This is a genomic window from Serratia proteamaculans (assembly GCF_946227095.1).
Taxonomy (GTDB): domain Bacteria; phylum Pseudomonadota; class Gammaproteobacteria; order Enterobacterales; family Enterobacteriaceae; genus Serratia; species Serratia proteamaculans_E.
In genome coordinates, this window is sequence record NZ_CAMISV010000007.1 from 134,271 (window position 1) to 151,684 (window position 17,414).

Sequence of the window (17,414 nt, forward strand, 5' to 3'; positions counted from 1 at the left end):
CGGCGGGGGCCGGTTTACTCCGCCGCGCTATCGTGAGCATGCAAACGTCCCAATAGCGCAAATATCAGTAACGCACAGGCGGCAGAGGCTACCGCCAGGATATACAGCAAGTTGCAGAACGCCTGATCATAAATTTGCAGCGTCAGTTGGCGTTGCCCGGGCAGCAGGGCGGCGGCACTGTTCAGGTCACCCAGTGCCGCGCGATTGGCCGCTTCAAGCACATGTTGCGTGCCGCCACTGCCGGAGAGTGCAGCAAACAGACCGCCCTGGATCAGCATGGCCAGTACCGCGCCGGCAATCGCAATGGCGATACCGTCGGCCGAGACACGCACCGCGTTGAATATCCCGGTGGCCATGCCCGCCCGTTCTTTTTCCACCACGCTGACCGCCATGGCGTCCATCAATCCCCAGGGCAGGCCGATACCGGTGCCGATCAACAGCATCGGCGCTATCAAGCCGTGGCCGCTATTTGCCGTCAGTGCATGACCCAGCCAGGCCAGCCCGACGGCGACCAACAGCAGCCCGATACCGGAGAGCACGCCAGAGGTAAAACGGTGTGCCAGCAGTGCCGCAAGAAAGGGCACCAACAGCAACGGGGCCGCCAGAGCAATCATGGTTTTACCGGCTTCGAGCGCGCTCTGCCCATCAATACCGATAAAGCGCCCCGGCAGCATGACGATCAATACCACAAAAAAGAATGCCGGAGAGGCAGCCAGCACCTGAACCCCAATAAAGCGGGTGCTGCGGAACAGCGTCAGATCGAGCATTGGGCGTGCTACCCGACGCTCAATCAGCACGAAGGCGATAAAGACCGCCAGCGACAGCAGCAATGAACCGGCCACCGACAGGCTGCCCCAACCGTTTTCCGGCGCCAGCAGAATGGCGTAGGTGAACAACGCCAGCGCAGCGGTAAAACTGATGGCACCGGGCCAGTCCAACCCCGCCGCATGGGGATCGCGGGATTCCGTTGCGCTGAGCGCCACCAGTGCCAAGCCCGCCAGGCCAATCAACGCGGTGGCGAAGAATACCCATGGCCAGCCTGCGGTCACCACCAGCCAGCCCGAGGCCAGCGGCCCAAAAGCCAGGCCAATACCGAATGTGGTGCCCAGCAGGCTAAAAACGCGGGTGCGAACCGGCCCGTGGAAACTCTGCGCCAGCGATGCCATCGCACCGGCAAAAGCTGCCGCACCGGCCAGCCCCTGCGCCAGCCGCAAAATATCTATGCCCACCACCGACGGGGCGAAGGGGATCATCATGGTCAGAATGGCGAACGCGCCCAGCCCGAACAACCAGACCCGTTTGCGGCCATAAATATCGGTCAGGCTGCCGGCGGCCATCATGGCGCTGCCATAGGTAAGGATGTAACCGTTGACCACCCAACTCAGTTGTACGGCGCTGCCGCCCAGCGAATGGCTGATAGAGGGCAAGACCACCGCCGGGCCGGTAAAGCTCAGTGGGATCAGGATACCGGTCAGGCAGGCGGCCAGTAATTGCAGCCATGCCCGGATTTCAATGCGGTCTGTGGTGGAGGTTATTTGCGTCATGGTGCTCATCTGTCTCTGGTGAAAAAGCCCGCAAGCGGGTGCTGCGCAGCGCTAAGCGCCGGGTAATGGCCTGCTGACTGCGTTGCCATCAAGGTAATGCTTCCCGCAGTGGAGAAAAATAGGCTAAATTTCCATAGATATCGGACAAAATGTCCGGAATAAGAGATCACGCGTGATGGACAGTCTTAATGGCATTCTGGCGTTTGTGCAGGTTGCGGAAACACGCAGTTTCTCCGATGCTGCGCGGCAGTTGGGCGTTTCGTCTTCCGCGGTGGGTAAGAGCGTGGCGCGTATGGAACAGCGGCTGGCGGTGCGTTTATTTCACCGCAGCACCCGCAGTGTGACGCTGACGGCAGAAGGTTCGCTGTTTCTTGAGCGCTGCCGTCGCATTTTGGCGGAGATCGCCGCCGCTGAACTTGAACTGGCCGACAGCCGCGCCGCACCGCGTGGCAAGCTGCGTATTAGCCTGCCGCTGGTCAGTGGGTTGCTAATGCCGGTACTGACGGACTTTATGCATCAGTATCCGGATATCGAACTGGACGTGGACTTTTCCGATCGCATGGTCGACATCGTCGAAGAGGGGTTTGATGCGGTGGTGCGTACCGGTGAGCCGGCCGATTCGCGGCTGGTATCACGCCGGCTGGGCGGCTTTCAACTGGTGCTGGTGGCGTCGCCGGATTATTTATCGCGACGTGGTGTGCCAGAGAAACCGGTGGATTTGCTCAACCATGCCTGCTTGCAGCATAAATTCCCCTCTACCGGGCGCTTTGAAAGCTGGCCGCTGCTGGGGGAAGCCTTACCTGAACTGCCGGCGACCATGATCTGCAATACCACCGAGGCGCTGTTGCCTGTGGTGCAGGCCGGGTTAGGCATTGCTTGCCTGCCGGATTTTATGGTGAAGACGGCGTTGCAGCGCGGCGAACTGCAAAAGGTGCTGGAGGCGTTTGTCGAGCACCAGGGCGCTTTTCGCATTATCTGGCCCTCCAGCAAATACCTGGCGCCCAAACTGCGCGTTTTTATCGACTTTCTTGGCGAGCGGTTATTCCCGGTCAGTGGGCAATAAAAAGCCCGCCTAAGTTGCCTTAAGCGGGCGGCGTTACTGCTGTTCTGGCTTAGGCCAGGTCGAACCGATCGAGGTTCATCACCTTATTCCAGGCGGCGACAAAGTCGTGGACAAAACTCGCCTGGGCGTCTGAGCTGCCATACACTTCCGCCAGCGCACGCAGTTGGGAATGTGAGCCGAAGATCAGATCGGCACGGGTCGCCGTCCACTTGAGCGCGCCGGTTTGGCTGTCGCGGCCTTCGAATACACCGTCCTCGTCTGCCGCTTTCCAGGTCGTCGCCCCATCAAGCAGATTGACGAAGAAGTCATTGCTCAGTGCCTGCGGCCGCTGGGTCAGCACGCCATGCTGGCTCTGGCCGACGTTGGCGTTTAACACCCGCAGCCCACCGACCAGCACCGTCATTTCCGGCGCCGTCAGCGTCAGCAGCTGCGCTTTGTCGACCAGCAAGGCTTCGGCAGGAATGCTGAACTGGCGCTTCAGGTAGTTACGGAAACCATCGGCAACCGGCTCCATCGCTTCGAAGGAGTCGACGTCGGTTTGTTCCTGCGTGGCATCCATACGGCCCGGTGCGAAGGGCACGCTCACCGGATGCCCGGCGTTGATTGCGGCCTGTTCGACGGCTGCGGCACCGGCCAGCACGATCACATCCGCCAGCGAGACACGTTTGTTGCCTGACTGGGCACTGTTGAACGCCTGCTGTATCCCTTCCAGCTTGGCCAGCGTTGGCGCCAGTTGAGCCGGTTGGTTGATTGCCCAGTCTTTCTGGGGTGCCAGACGAATGCGCGCACCGTTGGCACCGCCGCGTTTGTCGGAGCCGCGGAAGGTGGAGGCTGAAGCCCAGGCGGTGGACACCAGCACCGAGAGCGGCAGGCCGGAGGCCAGGATCCGGGTTTTGAGATCGGCGATATCCTGATCGTTAATCAACTGATGATCGACTGCCGGGATCGGATCCTGCCAAATCAGCTCTTCAGCCGGCACTTCCGGGCCGAGATAGCGGGCGCGTGGCCCCATATCGCGGTGGGTCAGCTTGTACCAGGCGCGGGCGAAAGCATCGGCGAGCTGGTCAGGATGTTCATAGAAGCGACGAGAGATCTGCTCGTATGCCGGGTCAAAGCGCAGCGACAGGTCGGTGGTTAACATGGTCGGGCGCTGTTTCTTCGCCGGATCGAACGCATCGGGAATGGTCTCGCCAACGTCTTTGGCTACCCACTGGTGTGCACCCGCCGGGCTCTGCGTCAGTTCCCACTCGTATTCGAACAGGTGCTTGAAGAAGTCGTGGTTCCATTGGGTCGGGGTGGTGGTCCAGGTCACTTCCAGGCCGCTGGTGATGGCGTCCTTACCTTTACCGGTGCCGAAGCTACTCTGCCAGCCGAGGCCTTGCAATTCGAGGCCAGCGGTTTCCGGATCGTCACCGACATGCGAGGCCGGGCCTGCGCCGTGGGTCTTGCCGAAGGTGTGGCCACCGGCGATCAGCGCCACGGTTTCTTCATCGTTCATCGCCATCCGGGCGAAGGTCTCGCGGATGTCACGTGCCGCAGCGACCGGATCCGGGTTGCTGTCCGGGCCTTCCGGGTTAACGTAGATCAGGCCCATTTGAACCGCCGCCAGCGGATCTTCCAGGTCGCGATCGCCCGAATAGCGGCTGTTCTGGCCACCGCTCAGCTCAAGCCAGATTTTTTCCGATCCCCAATAGACGTCATCCGGCTCCCAGGTATCGGCACGGCCACCGGCATAGCCGAAGGTTTTAAAGCCCATGGATTCGAGCGCGACGTTACCGGTCAGGATAATCAGGTCAGCCCAGGAAATTTTGCGGCCGTATTTCTGTTTGATTGGCCACAGCAGGCGACGGGCCTTATCGAGGCTGACGTTGTCGGGCCAACTGTTGAGCGGCGCAAAACGTTGCTGGCCTTCACCTGCACCGCCGCGGCCATCGCCAATGCGGTAGGTACCGGCGCTGTGCCAGGCCATACGGATAAACAGGCCGCCATAGTGGCCAAAGTCTGCCGGCCACCACTCCTGTGAGTCGGTCATCAGGGCGTGCAGATCCTGTTTAACGGCGGCCAGATCGAGGCTGTTAAAGGCTTTGGCGTAATCGAAATCGGAGTCCATCGGGTCGGAAAGGGAGGAATGCTGGTGCAGCGGTTTCAGGCTAAGTTGGTTGGGCCACCAGTCCTGATTGGAAGGGCCGCGGCGCGGAGTGTTCGGCTTACCGCCGCCCGAAAATGGACATTTGCTTTCAGTTGTCATGATGCGCTCTCTGCTTCTGTAGGTTCGCTCTTCAGGCCCTGTCTGTCTGTACCTGAGGAGCTGTTAACTTGACATCGCGGGTAAGTGCCCACGTCGGGTGTTGCGCTAATGGTTTATCTAATCAACTGATTTTAAATAATAAGACATGAGTTTTTCGCCAACCGCGGATGGGGCTCGCACTGACACTCATGACTAAGCTTAGTCAGTGGAAGCCGATAGATAAAATAGGAATGGTTGAATGTTGTAATAGTCTGTGACTATTGAGTTGTTACCAATTGATAGGGGATTGCTGACTGGTTCGCCTTTGTCAGCAAATTCACTGCCGTGATCAGACTCAATTCTCCTGATGACTCTTTTTAGCCGATCTCTGCGTCTCTTTTATGTAGTCAATAAAGGCGCGTAATGGACCAGACATATATTGGCGATTAGGGTAGTAGAGCTGCAGGCAGGGGCGCTCGGGGAGCCAGTCGTCCAGGACCTGGATCAGCTTGCCGCTTGTCAGATGTTCTTTCACCTGTTCGTAATACAGATACCCCAGTCCAGCTCCGCCCAGAACAGCCTCGAGCGCGGAATCCATATCGTCCAGCATGATATTGCCGATCGGAGCCACTTCAAGTTTTTCCGACGAGTTTTCAAATTCCCAGAGATACGGGCGGCCGCTCGGGAAACGAAACACGACGCTTTGGTGATTAACCAGCTCGCACGGATGCGTAGGTGCGGGATGATGCTTGAGATAATCCGGTGTGGCGGCGACCACCAGTTTGATTTTCGGCCCAATGGGGACGGTAATCATGTCTTTTTCTACTTTATTATTCAGGCGGATCCCCGCATCGAACTCCTGTTGGACAATATCCACCAGTTTGTCATCGGTGGTAATCGCCACTTTTATGTCCGGGTATTTGCGGCTAAATCCGGTGATGGTCGGCAGCAGAAAGAGACGCGAGGCCAGGCGTGAAGTATTGATTTTCAGGGTGCCCATCGGGGCATCGCGAAAGCAATTCATCTCGTCAAGTATGGTATTGAACTCATCAAAGACCGGACGTAGTCGTGCAAAAAGGGTTAGCCCCGCCTCGGTAAGTGCCACGCTGCGAGTGGTGCGATTAAATAATCGGACTTTTAATCTCTGCTCCAACTGCTTGACCGAATGACTCATGGCGGAGGGGGATAGTCCCAATTTATCACCCGCCGCCCGAAAACTTTTGTAGCGTGCGACGGCAATAAACGAAGCAAAGTCTGAAAAGTTTGGCTGCATTAGTGAATTTTCCTCAATAACCCATCTCAAATACTACGTTTTACAGAACTATCTTGCGACCGTAAAGTAATAGTTCCTCCACGGAATGTTAAGGTAATTTCATGAAATTAAATAATATTTACTTTATTTGGGCTCACCCTCGGTCCGATTCTTTAACCGCGCAGGTGGTGAACGAAATGCAGAGCGAGGCGGTGCGTCATGGCTACAACGTTTCCAGCCTTGATCTCTACCGCAGCGATTTTGACCCGATACTCAAGGTGGAGGATGAGCCGGACTGGGATAATCCGCAAAAAATCTATTCGGAGGAAGTACATCGACTTTTCAATGAGCTGGAGGATAAGGACACATTGGTTCTGGTGTTCCCGGTTTGGTGGTACTCCTTCCCGGCGATGCTTAAAGGTTACCTGGAGCGTGTCTGGAACTATGGGCTGGCCTATGGCGACGAAAATAGACTGAAGGATAAAAAAATTCGCTGGTTGGCTTTGGTGGGTGGTTCTCAGTCAGGATTCATTAAGTACGGTTGGGAAAAGAACATGACCGATTACATTAATGGCGGCATGGCATATCTGGGCGTGGAGGATGCGAAGATCGATTTTCTCTATAACACCATCGGAGTAGAGGAGGGGATTACCGACGGCGAAGCCCACTACCATAAACTGTTCGCCGAGGCGCGCGAGGTTGTAAGTTCTCTGAGAGAAACCAGTGAAGCCTGAACAGTAACGCCTGGCTAAAATACAAAAAGCAGACTTCCGGGGAAGCCTGCTTTTCTAATCTGGAGCGTTTATTTAGCGGCTAGTTCTTTACGGATGATTTCCGCGCCTGCGCTTAAAGCATTTAACTTGCCTGTGGCTACCTGACGAGCCAAGGGAGCCATGCCGCAGTTGGTCGAAGGATAGAGCTTGTCGGCATCAACAAACTGCAGTGCCTTGCGTAAAGTACTGGCGACTTCTTCTGGTGTTTCGATGGTATTGGCTGCCACGTCAATGGCGCCTACCATCACTTTTTTACCGCGGATCAGTTCAAGCAAGTCCATTGGAACATGCGAGTTATGGCATTCCAGTGAGATGATATCGATATTAGAGGTCTGCAGTTTGGGAAAAGCCTCTTCATATTGACGCCATTCTGACCCCAAAGTCTTTTTCCAATCGGTATTGGCTTTGATGCCATACCCGTAGCAGATATGCACCGCCGTTTCACATTTAAGCCCTTCAATGGCTCGTTCTAAGGCGGCGATGCCCCAATCATTTACTTCATCAAAAAAGACATTAAACGCGGGTTCATCAAACTGGATAATATCGACACCCGCCGCCTCTAATTCCCGGGCTTCCTGATTGAGAATTTTTGCGAATTCCCAGGCCAGTTTTTCACGGCTTTTATAGTGGCTATCATAAAGCGTATCTATCATGGTCATCGGGCCTGGCAGGGCCCATTTGATAGGTTGCTTGGTTAGCTGACGTAAAAATCGGGCATCTTCAACAAAGACGGGTTTTTGACGAGTCACTGCACCGACGACCGTTGGTACACTGGCATCATAGCGATTACGAATTCTAACCGTCTGCCGTTTTTCAAAATCAACGCCGCTGAGGTGCTCAATAAAGGTAGTGACAAAGTGTTGGCGCGTTTGCTCGCCATCACTGACAATATCAATGCCTGCTCGGAGTTGATCTTCCAGGGACAAACGCAGAGCATCCTGTTTCCCCTCAATCAGTTCCTCACCCTGCAGTTTCCAGGGAGACCAAAGTGTCTCAGGTTGTGCCAGCCAGGAAGGCTTGGGTAAGCTGCCGGCAGTCGAAGTAGGTAATAATATTTTCATAATGGATGACCTTTTATTTTTGGTTAATCAAAGCGCGCAGTGAGCAGACCATTGCTCAAAAATAGTCTTATGGGGTTTGATAAAGTTTTCTTCAGTAAATTTCCCCTGCTCAATAGCCAGCTGGCTACGCTCTTCACGGTCATAAACAATTTTTGTTAATGAATGATCCTGGTGATTCAGGGCCGGCTGATAGTATTGTCCGGCTGCAGAGTTTGCATTGTAAATCTCAGGGCGATAAATCTTTTGGAAAGTCTCCATCGTGCTGATGGTACTGATAAGCTCAAGATCAGTGTAATCACTGAGTAAATCACCAGAAAAATAGAAAGCCAAAGGAGCAACACTATTTTTCGGCATAAAATAGCGTACCTGCAGGCCCATTTTTTCGAAATATTGCTCAGTCAACGTGGAATTATCTTGCTGGTATTCGATACCCAATACAGGATGCTGATTTCCTGTCTGACAATAGGTGTCTTTGCTTGAAATGCTCAGACAGATCACCGGCGGTTTGTTAAAGTTATTTTTGTATTCGTTTGAGTTAACGAAGTGTTTAAATATATTCCCATGCAAAGCGCCAAAATTATCAGGAATACTAAGTTCGGCTTTGTTCTTATTGTGCTCTAACAGCAATACGCTAAAGTCATAATCTCGCACGTAAGAAGAGAAGTTATTTCCTACAATGCCCTCAGTGCGTTTGTTGGTTTTCTTGTCAATAATGTTGGTTTTCAATATTTCAATCACTGGGAAGCTATCGCTATTGCCCTCAATATTCATCTCGACAGAAATGATTTCAAGTTCGACAGCATAACGATCGCCTTTGGGGTTATCCCAATGCGCCAATGTATTGAAACGATTGTCAATCATCACCAGAGTATTGCGCAAGTTCTCCTGGCGGTTCTTTCCTCTGGCCAAATTGGCAAAGTTGGTAGTAATACGCGTATTTTCTGAGGGGTTATAGTTTTCATCGAAACTACTGCTCTTAACCGTAAATGTAAAATTTTTATTCATCGCGTTCTTGCACCCTGAGTTCTGGTATGAAAACTGAATCTAACTTTTTGATTCTCCAGAAACTACTGGGTTTCTCATTCGTCAGTCTTCATGTTGTCAATAAGTTAACATTGCATCTTTTATGCCAGAGCCATTGGATGAGTGAAAGCGACTTAATTTCATTACAACATGAGCCATATTCATGATCTGGGGTACGGTTGGGGGGAGGTGCCGATAGTGAGGGGCCAATAAGCTTTGAGAAGGCGCTCCCGAAAACCAAAAAGCCCGCTTAAGTTTCCTTAAGCGGGCTTCTCTAATTTGGCTCCTCTGACTGGACTCGAACCAGTGACATACGGATTAACAGTCCGCCGTTCTACCGACTGAACTACAGAGGAATCGTTTGAACGGCCGGAATCATAACGGGGTGTTGGCAGCATGTCAAAGGCGGATTACGCATTCTGTGACTGTTTGCTTACAGAATGCGCAACCCGTTGAGCTTTTGGCAGATTTATCCTAGTACCGCGCGTTTTAGACGCAGTTGATAGTGGTAATGGCTGCGGTTGAGCAGGTAGTCCTGATTAACACTCGGGCTCCAGGAGTCGTCGCCACCCACTCCCATATGGAAACCGTCCAGGTTGAGCCAGGTACCGGCTTCCGGTTGCAGCAGGTGCTGGTGGCTGCAATCCATCAACTGGCGCAGGCCGTAGCGGCTGAGCGAGAAGTGGAACAGCCCGTCGATATGCCAGTCACCGTACTGCAGGCTGCGGGTCTCGCAGCGCAGGCCGTTCTCGCCGGGGAAGATGTACGGTGTGTGCAACTCTTCCAGCGGCAATTGCCAACGTCCGAATTGCGCGGCAAGGCGACGATCAGGGTAGTTCTCATGCGGGCCCAGGCCCAACCATTGCGCTTGTGGATGAGTTTCTGCCAGTTGGCAGCTCAGGCCAATGCGTGCCGGTGGCGGCAGGCTGGCGGCGATTTCCACGTCAACGCTGATACTGACCGCGCCCTGGTTGTCGAACAGCCACTGTTTACGGCTGCGTAACAGCGTTTGCCCATCGGCCCCGAACAGGTGTTCACTTACCACACGCACGCCATCGCTTAGCAAGTCGGCCTGTAACTGCGTGCAGCGTGCTTCCAGCCGGTACATGCCCGCCAGCTTCCAGCGCTCGACCCAGGCGTTGGGATCGATGCGTTCGACTTCACTGATGCCGATGTCGTTATCCAGCGGTGCGCGGATAAAATTATCACGCAGTGGCGTCAGCAACTGAGGGTGTTCGAGGTGCCACCACTGAGTTAAACAGCCGTCGTCGCGCGTAAACTGCCAGCGTTGATTGCCATGGGAAATATCGATTGTTTGGTCATCTTGGCTGAGCTGTGGGGGCGAGCCTGCCGATGTCGACGGCGCCAGATGCAGCGTGCGGGGCACCAGCCATTGATCCCAGGCGCAGCGATGGTTGGCCTCGGACCAGTCGGTGGCCTGCGGTTGCACCACTTCCACATTCAGCCACAGTTCGCCGGGTTGATGGAGCATCGGCAAGCGCTCGAGCAGTTGGACGCTGGCGCTACCCTGAGGTTTCAGGGTGAGATCGAAGCTGCCGCTGGCGCGCTCGATGCCATCCAGTTCCAGCCGCCAGTTCAGGCGTTCGTTGTCGGTAGCGCGGAACAGATACTCGCTGCTGACGGTCAGCGTCAGCGAGTTGGCATCGAAAGTAAACTGGAAAAACTGCTGTGCGCGCTGCGCTTCAAATAGCGCGGGATGTGGAGTGCGATCGGGGAATACCAGCCCATTCAGACAGAATTGCCGATCGTTCGGCGTGTCGCCAAAGTCACCACCGTAAGCCCAGTGTTCGTCGCCGTTCTCATCACGGCGGGTCAGTGCCTGATCAACCCAGTCCCAGACGAAGCCACCCTGCAGGCGTGGGTGCTGACGGAAGGCCTGCCAGTAGCGGTCAAAGCCACCGAAGCTGTTGCCCATCGCGTGGGCGTATTCACACAGGATCAGCGGGCGATGTTCATCCGGCAGGCCGATCCATTTTTTGACTGACCACTTGGGCACGGCAGGGAACGGTTGATCCTGATCCACCCGAGCATACATCGGGCAGATAATATCGGTCGCGGCGCTGTTGGCACCGCCGCCTTCGTACTGCACCGGGCGAGTAGGATCCTGACTTTTCACCCAGCGATACAGCGCGTCATGGTTGCAGCCATGACCAGACTCGTTGCCCAGCGACCAGATAATAATGCAGGGATGGTTGCTATCGCGCTGCACCATGCGCGTCACGCGTTCGCTCATGGCCGGTAGCCAAAGTGGATCGTCAGACAGCCGGTTCATCGGCTGCATACCGTGGGTTTCAATATTGGCTTCATCCACCACATACAGCCCGTAGCGGTCGCACAATCGGTACCAAAGCGGGTGGTTCGGGTAGTGTGAGCAGCGCACCGCGTTGAAGTTGTGCTGCTTCATCAGCAGGATGTCATGGCGCATTGTGGCTTCGTCCATCACCTGGCCGTGCTGCGGATGATGTTCGTGACGGTTAGTGCCGCGGATCAGCAGTGGCTGGCCGTTAAGCTTCAACAGCCCATGGCTGATTTCCACCTGACGGAAGCCGACGTCATAGGCTTCCACCTCAATAATTTCCCCTTCCGGCGACAGCAGGGCCAGCGTTGCGCGGTACAACGTGGGCGTTTCCGCGCTCCACAGTGCCGGTTGCTCTACTGGCAGGCGCAGGGTGGTGCGATCCTCATAGGCACCACGTTCGTCGATAATCTCGCTGCCGAACTCCTGGGTTTTCTCCCCCACTAACTGACCATCACGCCATAGCTGCAACTGAACCCGATGCTGTGTGGGTCGGTTGACGTGCACTTCTGCCACCAGTTCACATCGGCGGAAATTGTCATACAGCGGGGTGGTGATGCGGATATCGCTCAGATGCGTGGCGGGTTTATGCAGCAGGCTGACGTCGCGGAAAATACCGCTCATGCGCCACATATCCTGATCTTCCAGATAGCTGCCATCGCACCAGCGCAGCACCATCACCGCCAACCGGTTTTCACCGGCCTGCAACCAGGGGCTGAGATCAAACTCGGCAGGCAGGCGGCTGTCCTGTGAATAACCGACCCTGTGGCCGTTGCACCACAGATAAAACGCCGAGTTGACGCCGTCAAAGATAATGCGCGTCTGGCCTTCAGCCAGCCAGGCGGGATCGACAGTAAACTGCCGCGAATAGCAGCCGGTCGGGTTTTCCTCTGGCACCCGTGGCGGATCGACCGGGATCGGGTAGCGGACGTTGGTGTAGATTGGCGCGTCATAACCGGCAAGTTGCCAGTTAGACGGCACCGCCAGGGTATCGGCGTCGGCCAGGTCTTGTTGCAACCAACTGTCGGGCACCGCCTGTGGACTGCCGAAATAGCTGAACTGCCAGTCGCCGTTCAGAAGTTGCCGACTACCGCTGCTCTCATCGTCACGTGCAGCATTCAGGCTGCGCCAGCTCGAGAAAGGCGGATGTGCAGCCAGCCGTTGATAATGGGTACAGGCCGGATTTTGCCAGTCCCGGCGGGCGAGAAGGTCTTTCAGGGAAGGAAGGGGCAGGCTACTCATCAGCGATCGTCCTGTCGGCGGATTATAGAGGCATCATGCCGAATAAGATGCTGAGGATAGTGATAAAAGTAAAGCGGTTACATTCAAGCTTGCAGGGGCGATCAAATAACCGCTTATTCTGGCAGGTTGGGGCGGTAAATCCGCTGCGGACGGCCCACTTTGCCGTAAATGATTTCTGCACGCAGCTGCTGGTCGGCGGTGCAAAACTCCAGATAACGCCGTGCGGTGGTGCGGCTTAGTCCCATTTTTTGCGCAACGCTTTCAGCGGTGTGACTGGTGGAAGCGTGCTCGAACAAGGCGCGGATTTTTACCAGCGTCAGTTCATCGATGCCTGCCGGCAAGCTCGCCTGCTGTTCGCCGCGTGCGTAGGTGTTGAACATCTGATCAATGCGGTGTTGACTAAGCCGCGCTTTGTCTTTCAACGCCTGCCGCCGCTGGCTAAAGCGCAGCAGCGTGTGGGCCAGACGATCGTAGGCCAGCGGTTTGATCAGGTAATCGAAGACCCCATAACGCAGCGCTTCGGCTACGGTGTCCATGTCGCTGGCGGCGGTGATAAACACGATGCCGCCGGCATAGCCGCTCAGGGTCAGTTCACGCAGCAGCTCAATGCCCTGGCCATCGGGCAGGAAGTTGTCCAGCAGGATCAGATCCGGTTTGAAGCGCTCGCTCATCATGCGTGCCTGCGCCAGGGTGCCGGCCAGCCAGATTTGCCGGCAACCGCCGTTCTGCCGGATAAACTCCGCATGCATTTCCGCCAGCGGCGTTTCATCTTCGACGATCAGTATGTTCAACCATTCCATATGACATCTTCCAGTTGCAATGAATATGCTACGTAAATGTAATTTTATTGCGTCATAAATTAAAGATTATCTTAATAATAAACACCATAAAAATAATTAAGTAAATAAAGAACATTAAATAACTTATTAACCGGAAGGTGTTTGTGAAATAGGTCAATAATTCGCTATTTTTTTCTGATTACTATTGTTTTATTAAATGTGTCCGGTGGTTTTAACGCTTTTATCTTTATGGTTTTTAAGGTTTTAATTATTCCTAAAGATGTTAATTGATGTTTATTTTCTGTTTAATTTGTTATTTATTAGTTAACCCAGAGAGTGTGCTATGTTGGGCGATGCCGTATTTGACCGAGTAAGAAGATCAGATCATAAGAATATAGCGCAGATTAATGCCTTTCTGCGGAGTAACGACCTGAATATTGATACTACGGTTGAAATGTTTATTACCGTGACACAAAACGATGAATTGGTCGCCTGCGGCGGCATTGCAGACAATATTATCAAATGCGTCGCTATCAGCCCACAAATGCGTGGCGAAGGGTTGGCACTGCGGCTGGCGACTGAACTGGTCAATCTGGCTTATGAACGCCACCACACCCAGCTATTTATTTACACCAAAATCCAAAATGAAGCGTTGTTCCGCCAGTGCGGTTTTTATCCGATAGCCCAGGTGCCGGGCATTGTGGTGCTGATGGAAAACAGCCCGTGCCGCCTGAAGCGGTACGCCGCCCAGTTGGCGGGCCAGCGACAGCCGGGCCACACCATTGGCAGCATCGTGATGAATGCCAACCCCTTTACCCGCGGTCACCAGTATCTGGTGCGCCAGGCGGCAGAAAAATGCGACTGGCTGCATCTGTTTTTGGTCAAGGAAAACACCTCGCGTTTCAGCTATGAAGACCGGCGGCGGCTGGTACTGGCAGGGACTACGGATATCCCTAACCTGACGGTGCATGAAGGTTCGCAATACGTCATTTCCCGCGCCACTTTCCCTTGTTACTTCATTAAAGATCAGGGCATTGCCGACGACTGTTACACCGAAATCGATCTCAAGATCTTTCGCCAGTATCTGGCCCCCGCGCTGGGTATCACCCACCGTTTTGTCGGCAACGAGCCATTCTGCGTGGTCACCGCGAAGTACAACCGCGATATGCGTTATTGGCTGGAAACTCCAGCATTGCCCAGCCCGCCGATCGCGCTGGTAGAAATTGAGCGTTTGCAATATCAGGGCACGGCGATCTCCGCCTCCTGGGTACGCAAGCTGTTGGCGGCAGGCGATTTTCACGCCGCCGCGCCGCTGGTACCGCCAGACACCCTGTATTACCTGCAAGATTTGCAAACGCAGCGCCGGGCCAAACCGGCAGTCACCCCCTTTGAATCCGCACAATCAGGTGAAAGATGAAAATTATCCGAGAAGCAATGGCCGGCACGCTGGAGTCCAGCGATGTCATGGTGCGCATCGCGCCCGCTGAGGGGCCGGAACACGATCTGCTGATCGCCAGCAGCGTGGAAAAACAGTTCGGCGAAGCCATCCGCCAGACGCTGCTGCAGGTGCTGCAACACTACCAGGTGGAGCCGGTGCAGGTGATGGTGGACGACAAAGGTGCGCTCGACTGCGTGCTGCGGGCCCGGCTGGAAACCGCACTGATGCGTGCCAGTGAAAATGGTCAGTTGCCGTGGGAGGCGCCTAATGAAAACGCTGAATAAACACCGCCTGCGCCGCAGCATGTTGTTCGTGCCCGGAGCCAATGCGGCGATGGTGAGTAATGCCTTTATCTATCAGGCCGATGCGCTGATGTTTGATTTGGAAGACTCGGTGATCCTGCGTGAGAAAGACGCGGCGCGGCGGCTGGTCTATCACGCGTTGCAACATCCGCTGTATCAGGAGGTGGAAACCATTGTGCGGGTTAACGCGCTGGATTCTGCTTACGGCCTGGCAGATCTGCAGGCGGTAGTGCGTGGTGGGGCCGACATTGTGCGCCTGCCGAAAACTGACAGCGCGCAGGACGTGGTGGATATGGATCGCGAAATTGCCGCCATTGAAGCCGACTGCGGACGCCCGGTCGGCAGCACCGGCTTGTTGGCAGCGATTGAGTCGGCGGCGGGCATCACTCAGGCGGTGGCTATCGCCCATGCTTCGCCACGGTTGATCGGTATTGCGTTGGGGGCGGAAGACTATGTACGCAACCTGCGTACCGAACGTTCCCCCGAGGGCATCGAGCTGCTGTTTGCGCGCTGCTCACTGTTGCAGGCGGCGCGGGCCGCAGGCATTCAGGCGTTTGATACGGTCTATTCCGACGCCAATAACGAAGCCGGTTTCCTGCAGGAAGCGGCGCTGATCAAACAGCTCGGTTTCGACGGCAAATCCCTGATTAACCCCCGGCAGATCGAACTGCTGCACAACCTGTATGCGCCTACCGCCAAAGAGGTGGCCCATGCCCAGCGGGTGGTGGATGCCGCCGCAGCGGCGGAGCAGGAAGGGCGCGGCGTGGTGTCGCTCAACGGCAAGATGGTCGACAGCCCGGTGATTGAGCGCGCACGGCTGGTGTTGCAGCGCGCAGCGCTTTCCGGCATCCGCGAAGCCTCGGTTCAGCATGGAGAGGAAGCATAATGAAACGTCAACAACGACTGATGACCCTGAACAACCTGGCGGATTTGCGCTGCTATCAGGACTCTTCCAAGGCTAACCAACAGGCGCGTAAACCCCGCGATATCAAACGCTGTGACACGCTGGAACAGGCGGTGCGCCGCAGCGGATTGCAGGACGGCATGACCATTTCTTTCCACCATGCGTTTCGCGGTGGCGATCTGGCGCTGAATCAGGTGATGGAAACGCTGGCGGCGATGGGGTTCCGCAACCTGACGCTGGCCTCCAGCTCGCTGAGCGAATGCCATGCGCCGTTGGTTGGCCATATCCGCAACGGAGTGGTAAGCCGGATTTATACCTCCGGTGTGCGCGGCCCGCTGGCGGACGCGATCTCACGCGGCCTGCTGGCCGAACCGGTGCAGATCCACTCCCATGGTGGCAGGGTTAACCTGATCGAATCCGGTGAACTGGCGATTGACGTCGCCTTCCTTGGCGTACCGGCCTGTGATGAGTTCGGCAATGCCAATGGCTACAGCGGCGAAGCCTGCTGCGGCTCGCTGGGTTACGCCAAAGTGGATGCCGACGCGGCGGGCACCGTGGTGTTGCTGACCGAGGCGATTGTGCCTTATCCGCATCATCCGGCCAGCCTGGCGCAGGATCGGGTGGATCTGATCGTTCAACTGGCGCAGGTGGGCGACGCCGATAAGATTGGCGCCGACGCCACGCGTATGACCTCCAACCCGCGTGAACTGCTGATTGCCCGCCGGGCTGCCGAAGTGATCGCCGGTTCCGGCTACTTCACCGAAGGTTTCTCGCTGCAAACCGGCACCGGTGGCGCTTCATTGGCGGTGACGCGTTTTCTGGAAGACAAGATGCGCGCGCGCGGTATTCGCGCCGGTTTTGCACTCGGTGGCATTACCTCAACCATGGTGGATTTGCATGAGAAAGGGCTGATCACCCGGCTGCTGGACGTGCAGAGCTTCGACCGCGCGGCGGCGATGTCGCTGGCGCGTAACCCTAATCACATTGAGATCAGCGCCAACCAATACGCCAACTTCAGTTCGAAGGGCGCCTCGGTCGATAGGCTTGACGTGGTGGTGCTGAGCGCATTGGAAATCGACACCGGGTTCAACGTTAACGTGCTGACCGGTTCCGACGGCGTGCTGCGCGGTGCCTCTGGCGGCCACTGTGATACTGCGGCGGCGGCGCGGCTGGCGATCATCGTGGCACCGCTGGTGCGTGGGCGCATCCCAACGCTGGTCGAGCAGGTGACCACCTGTGTCACGCCCGGCTCCAGCATCGACATTCTGGTTACCGATCATGGTATTGCCGTTAACCCGGCGCGGCCAGAGTTGGCGCAGCGGCTGAAAGAGGCCGGTTTGCCGGTGGTCGACATCGACTGGCTGCGCCAGCGGGCGCTGCTGCTGACCGGTGAACCGGAGCCGATCGTCTTTACCGACAAGGTGGTGGCGGTCGTGCGCTATCGCGACGGTTCGGTGATCGACGTGGTGCATCAGGTGGCGGAGTAATC

The 17,414-nt window shown here is 55.8% G+C and carries 13 protein-coding genes and 1 tRNA gene; 6 read left to right on the top strand and 8 right to left on the bottom strand.

Annotation, left to right across the window (positions count from 1 at the left end; genetic code table 11):
- Positions 1-14: 14 nt before the first annotated feature.
- Positions 15-1,544 (bottom strand): MFS transporter, encoded by a 1,530-nt coding sequence (locus tag OC597_RS15590; RefSeq protein ID WP_262209420.1) that lies wholly within the window; start codon positions 1,542-1,544, stop codon positions 15-17.
- Positions 1,545-1,719: 175 nt separating this feature from the next.
- On the opposite strand from OC597_RS15590, the gene OC597_RS15595 reads away from it, so the two are divergent.
- The gene (locus OC597_RS15595; protein ID WP_262209422.1) at positions 1,720-2,607 is read left to right on the top strand and encodes a LysR family transcriptional regulator; all 888 of its coding nucleotides are present in this window, start codon (positions 1,720-1,722) and stop codon (positions 2,605-2,607) included.
- A 49-nt stretch (positions 2,608-2,656) separates the two neighbouring features.
- Here the strand turns inward: OC597_RS15595 and katG are convergent, their stop codons facing one another.
- Both katG and OC597_RS15605 read right to left on the bottom strand, forming a co-directional pair.
- Positions 2,657-4,855 carry a catalase/peroxidase HPI gene (gene katG, locus OC597_RS15600; RefSeq protein ID WP_262209425.1) on the bottom strand — a complete coding sequence of 733 codons (2,199 nt, stop codon included), beginning with the start codon at positions 4,853-4,855 and terminating at the stop codon, positions 2,657-2,659.
- Between the two features lie 334 nt (positions 4,856-5,189).
- Positions 5,190-6,107 (bottom strand): LysR family transcriptional regulator, encoded by a 918-nt coding sequence (locus OC597_RS15605; RefSeq protein WP_262209426.1) that lies wholly within the window; start codon positions 6,105-6,107, stop codon positions 5,190-5,192.
- A 101-nt stretch (positions 6,108-6,208) separates the two neighbouring features.
- Between OC597_RS15605 and OC597_RS15610 the strand changes: the two genes are divergently transcribed.
- A complete protein-coding gene (locus OC597_RS15610; protein ID WP_262209427.1) occupies positions 6,209-6,820 on the top strand; it encodes an NAD(P)H oxidoreductase in 612 nt (203 codons plus the stop codon).
- Positions 6,821-6,888: 68 nt separating this feature from the next.
- Here OC597_RS15610 and OC597_RS15615 read toward each other — a convergent pair whose 3' ends face one another.
- The 5 genes from OC597_RS15615 to dpiA all read right to left on the bottom strand — a co-directional run bounded on the left by OC597_RS15615 (position 6,889) and on the right by dpiA (position 13,302).
- A complete protein-coding gene (locus tag OC597_RS15615; protein WP_261462726.1) occupies positions 6,889-7,920 on the bottom strand; it encodes a methionine synthase in 1,032 nt (343 codons plus the stop codon).
- Between the two features lie 27 nt (positions 7,921-7,947).
- A complete protein-coding gene (locus OC597_RS15620) occupies positions 7,948-8,925 on the bottom strand; it encodes a DUF1852 domain-containing protein (RefSeq protein WP_262209428.1) in 978 nt (325 codons plus the stop codon).
- 298 nt (positions 8,926-9,223) lie between these two features.
- Positions 9,224-9,299 (bottom strand) — tRNA-Asn (locus OC597_RS15625).
- A 113-nt stretch (positions 9,300-9,412) separates the two neighbouring features.
- Positions 9,413-12,502 (bottom strand): beta-galactosidase, encoded by a 3,090-nt coding sequence (locus tag OC597_RS15630; RefSeq protein ID WP_262209430.1) that lies wholly within the window; start codon positions 12,500-12,502, stop codon positions 9,413-9,415.
- A gap of 113 nt (positions 12,503-12,615) precedes the next feature.
- Positions 12,616-13,302: a two-component response regulator DpiA gene (gene dpiA, locus OC597_RS15635; RefSeq protein ID WP_262209432.1), complete on the bottom strand. Its 687-nt coding sequence runs from the start codon at positions 13,300-13,302 to the stop codon at positions 12,616-12,618.
- A gap of 322 nt (positions 13,303-13,624) precedes the next feature.
- On the opposite strand from dpiA, the gene citC reads away from it, so the two are divergent.
- The 4 genes from citC to citF are packed head-to-tail and all read left to right on the top strand — an operon-like array spanning position 13,625 to position 17,412.
- Positions 13,625-14,698 carry a [citrate (pro-3S)-lyase] ligase gene (gene citC, locus OC597_RS15640; protein ID WP_262209434.1) on the top strand — a complete coding sequence of 358 codons (1,074 nt, stop codon included), beginning with the start codon at positions 13,625-13,627 and terminating at the stop codon, positions 14,696-14,698.
- The gene (gene citD, locus OC597_RS15645) at positions 14,695-15,003 is read left to right on the top strand and encodes a citrate lyase acyl carrier protein (RefSeq protein WP_262209436.1); all 309 of its coding nucleotides are present in this window, start codon (positions 14,695-14,697) and stop codon (positions 15,001-15,003) included. The genes citC and citD overlap by 4 nt, the downstream gene beginning before the upstream one ends.
- Positions 14,987-15,907 (top strand): citrate (pro-3S)-lyase subunit beta, encoded by a 921-nt coding sequence (citE, locus tag OC597_RS15650; RefSeq protein WP_017893387.1) that lies wholly within the window; start codon positions 14,987-14,989, stop codon positions 15,905-15,907. Before citD ends, citE begins: the two co-directional genes overlap by 17 nt.
- On the top strand, positions 15,907-17,412 hold the full coding sequence (citF, locus tag OC597_RS15655; RefSeq protein ID WP_261425988.1) for a citrate lyase subunit alpha: 1,506 nt from the start codon (positions 15,907-15,909) through the stop codon (positions 17,410-17,412). The genes citE and citF overlap by 1 nt, the downstream gene beginning before the upstream one ends.
- Positions 17,413-17,414: the final 2 nt, after the last annotated feature.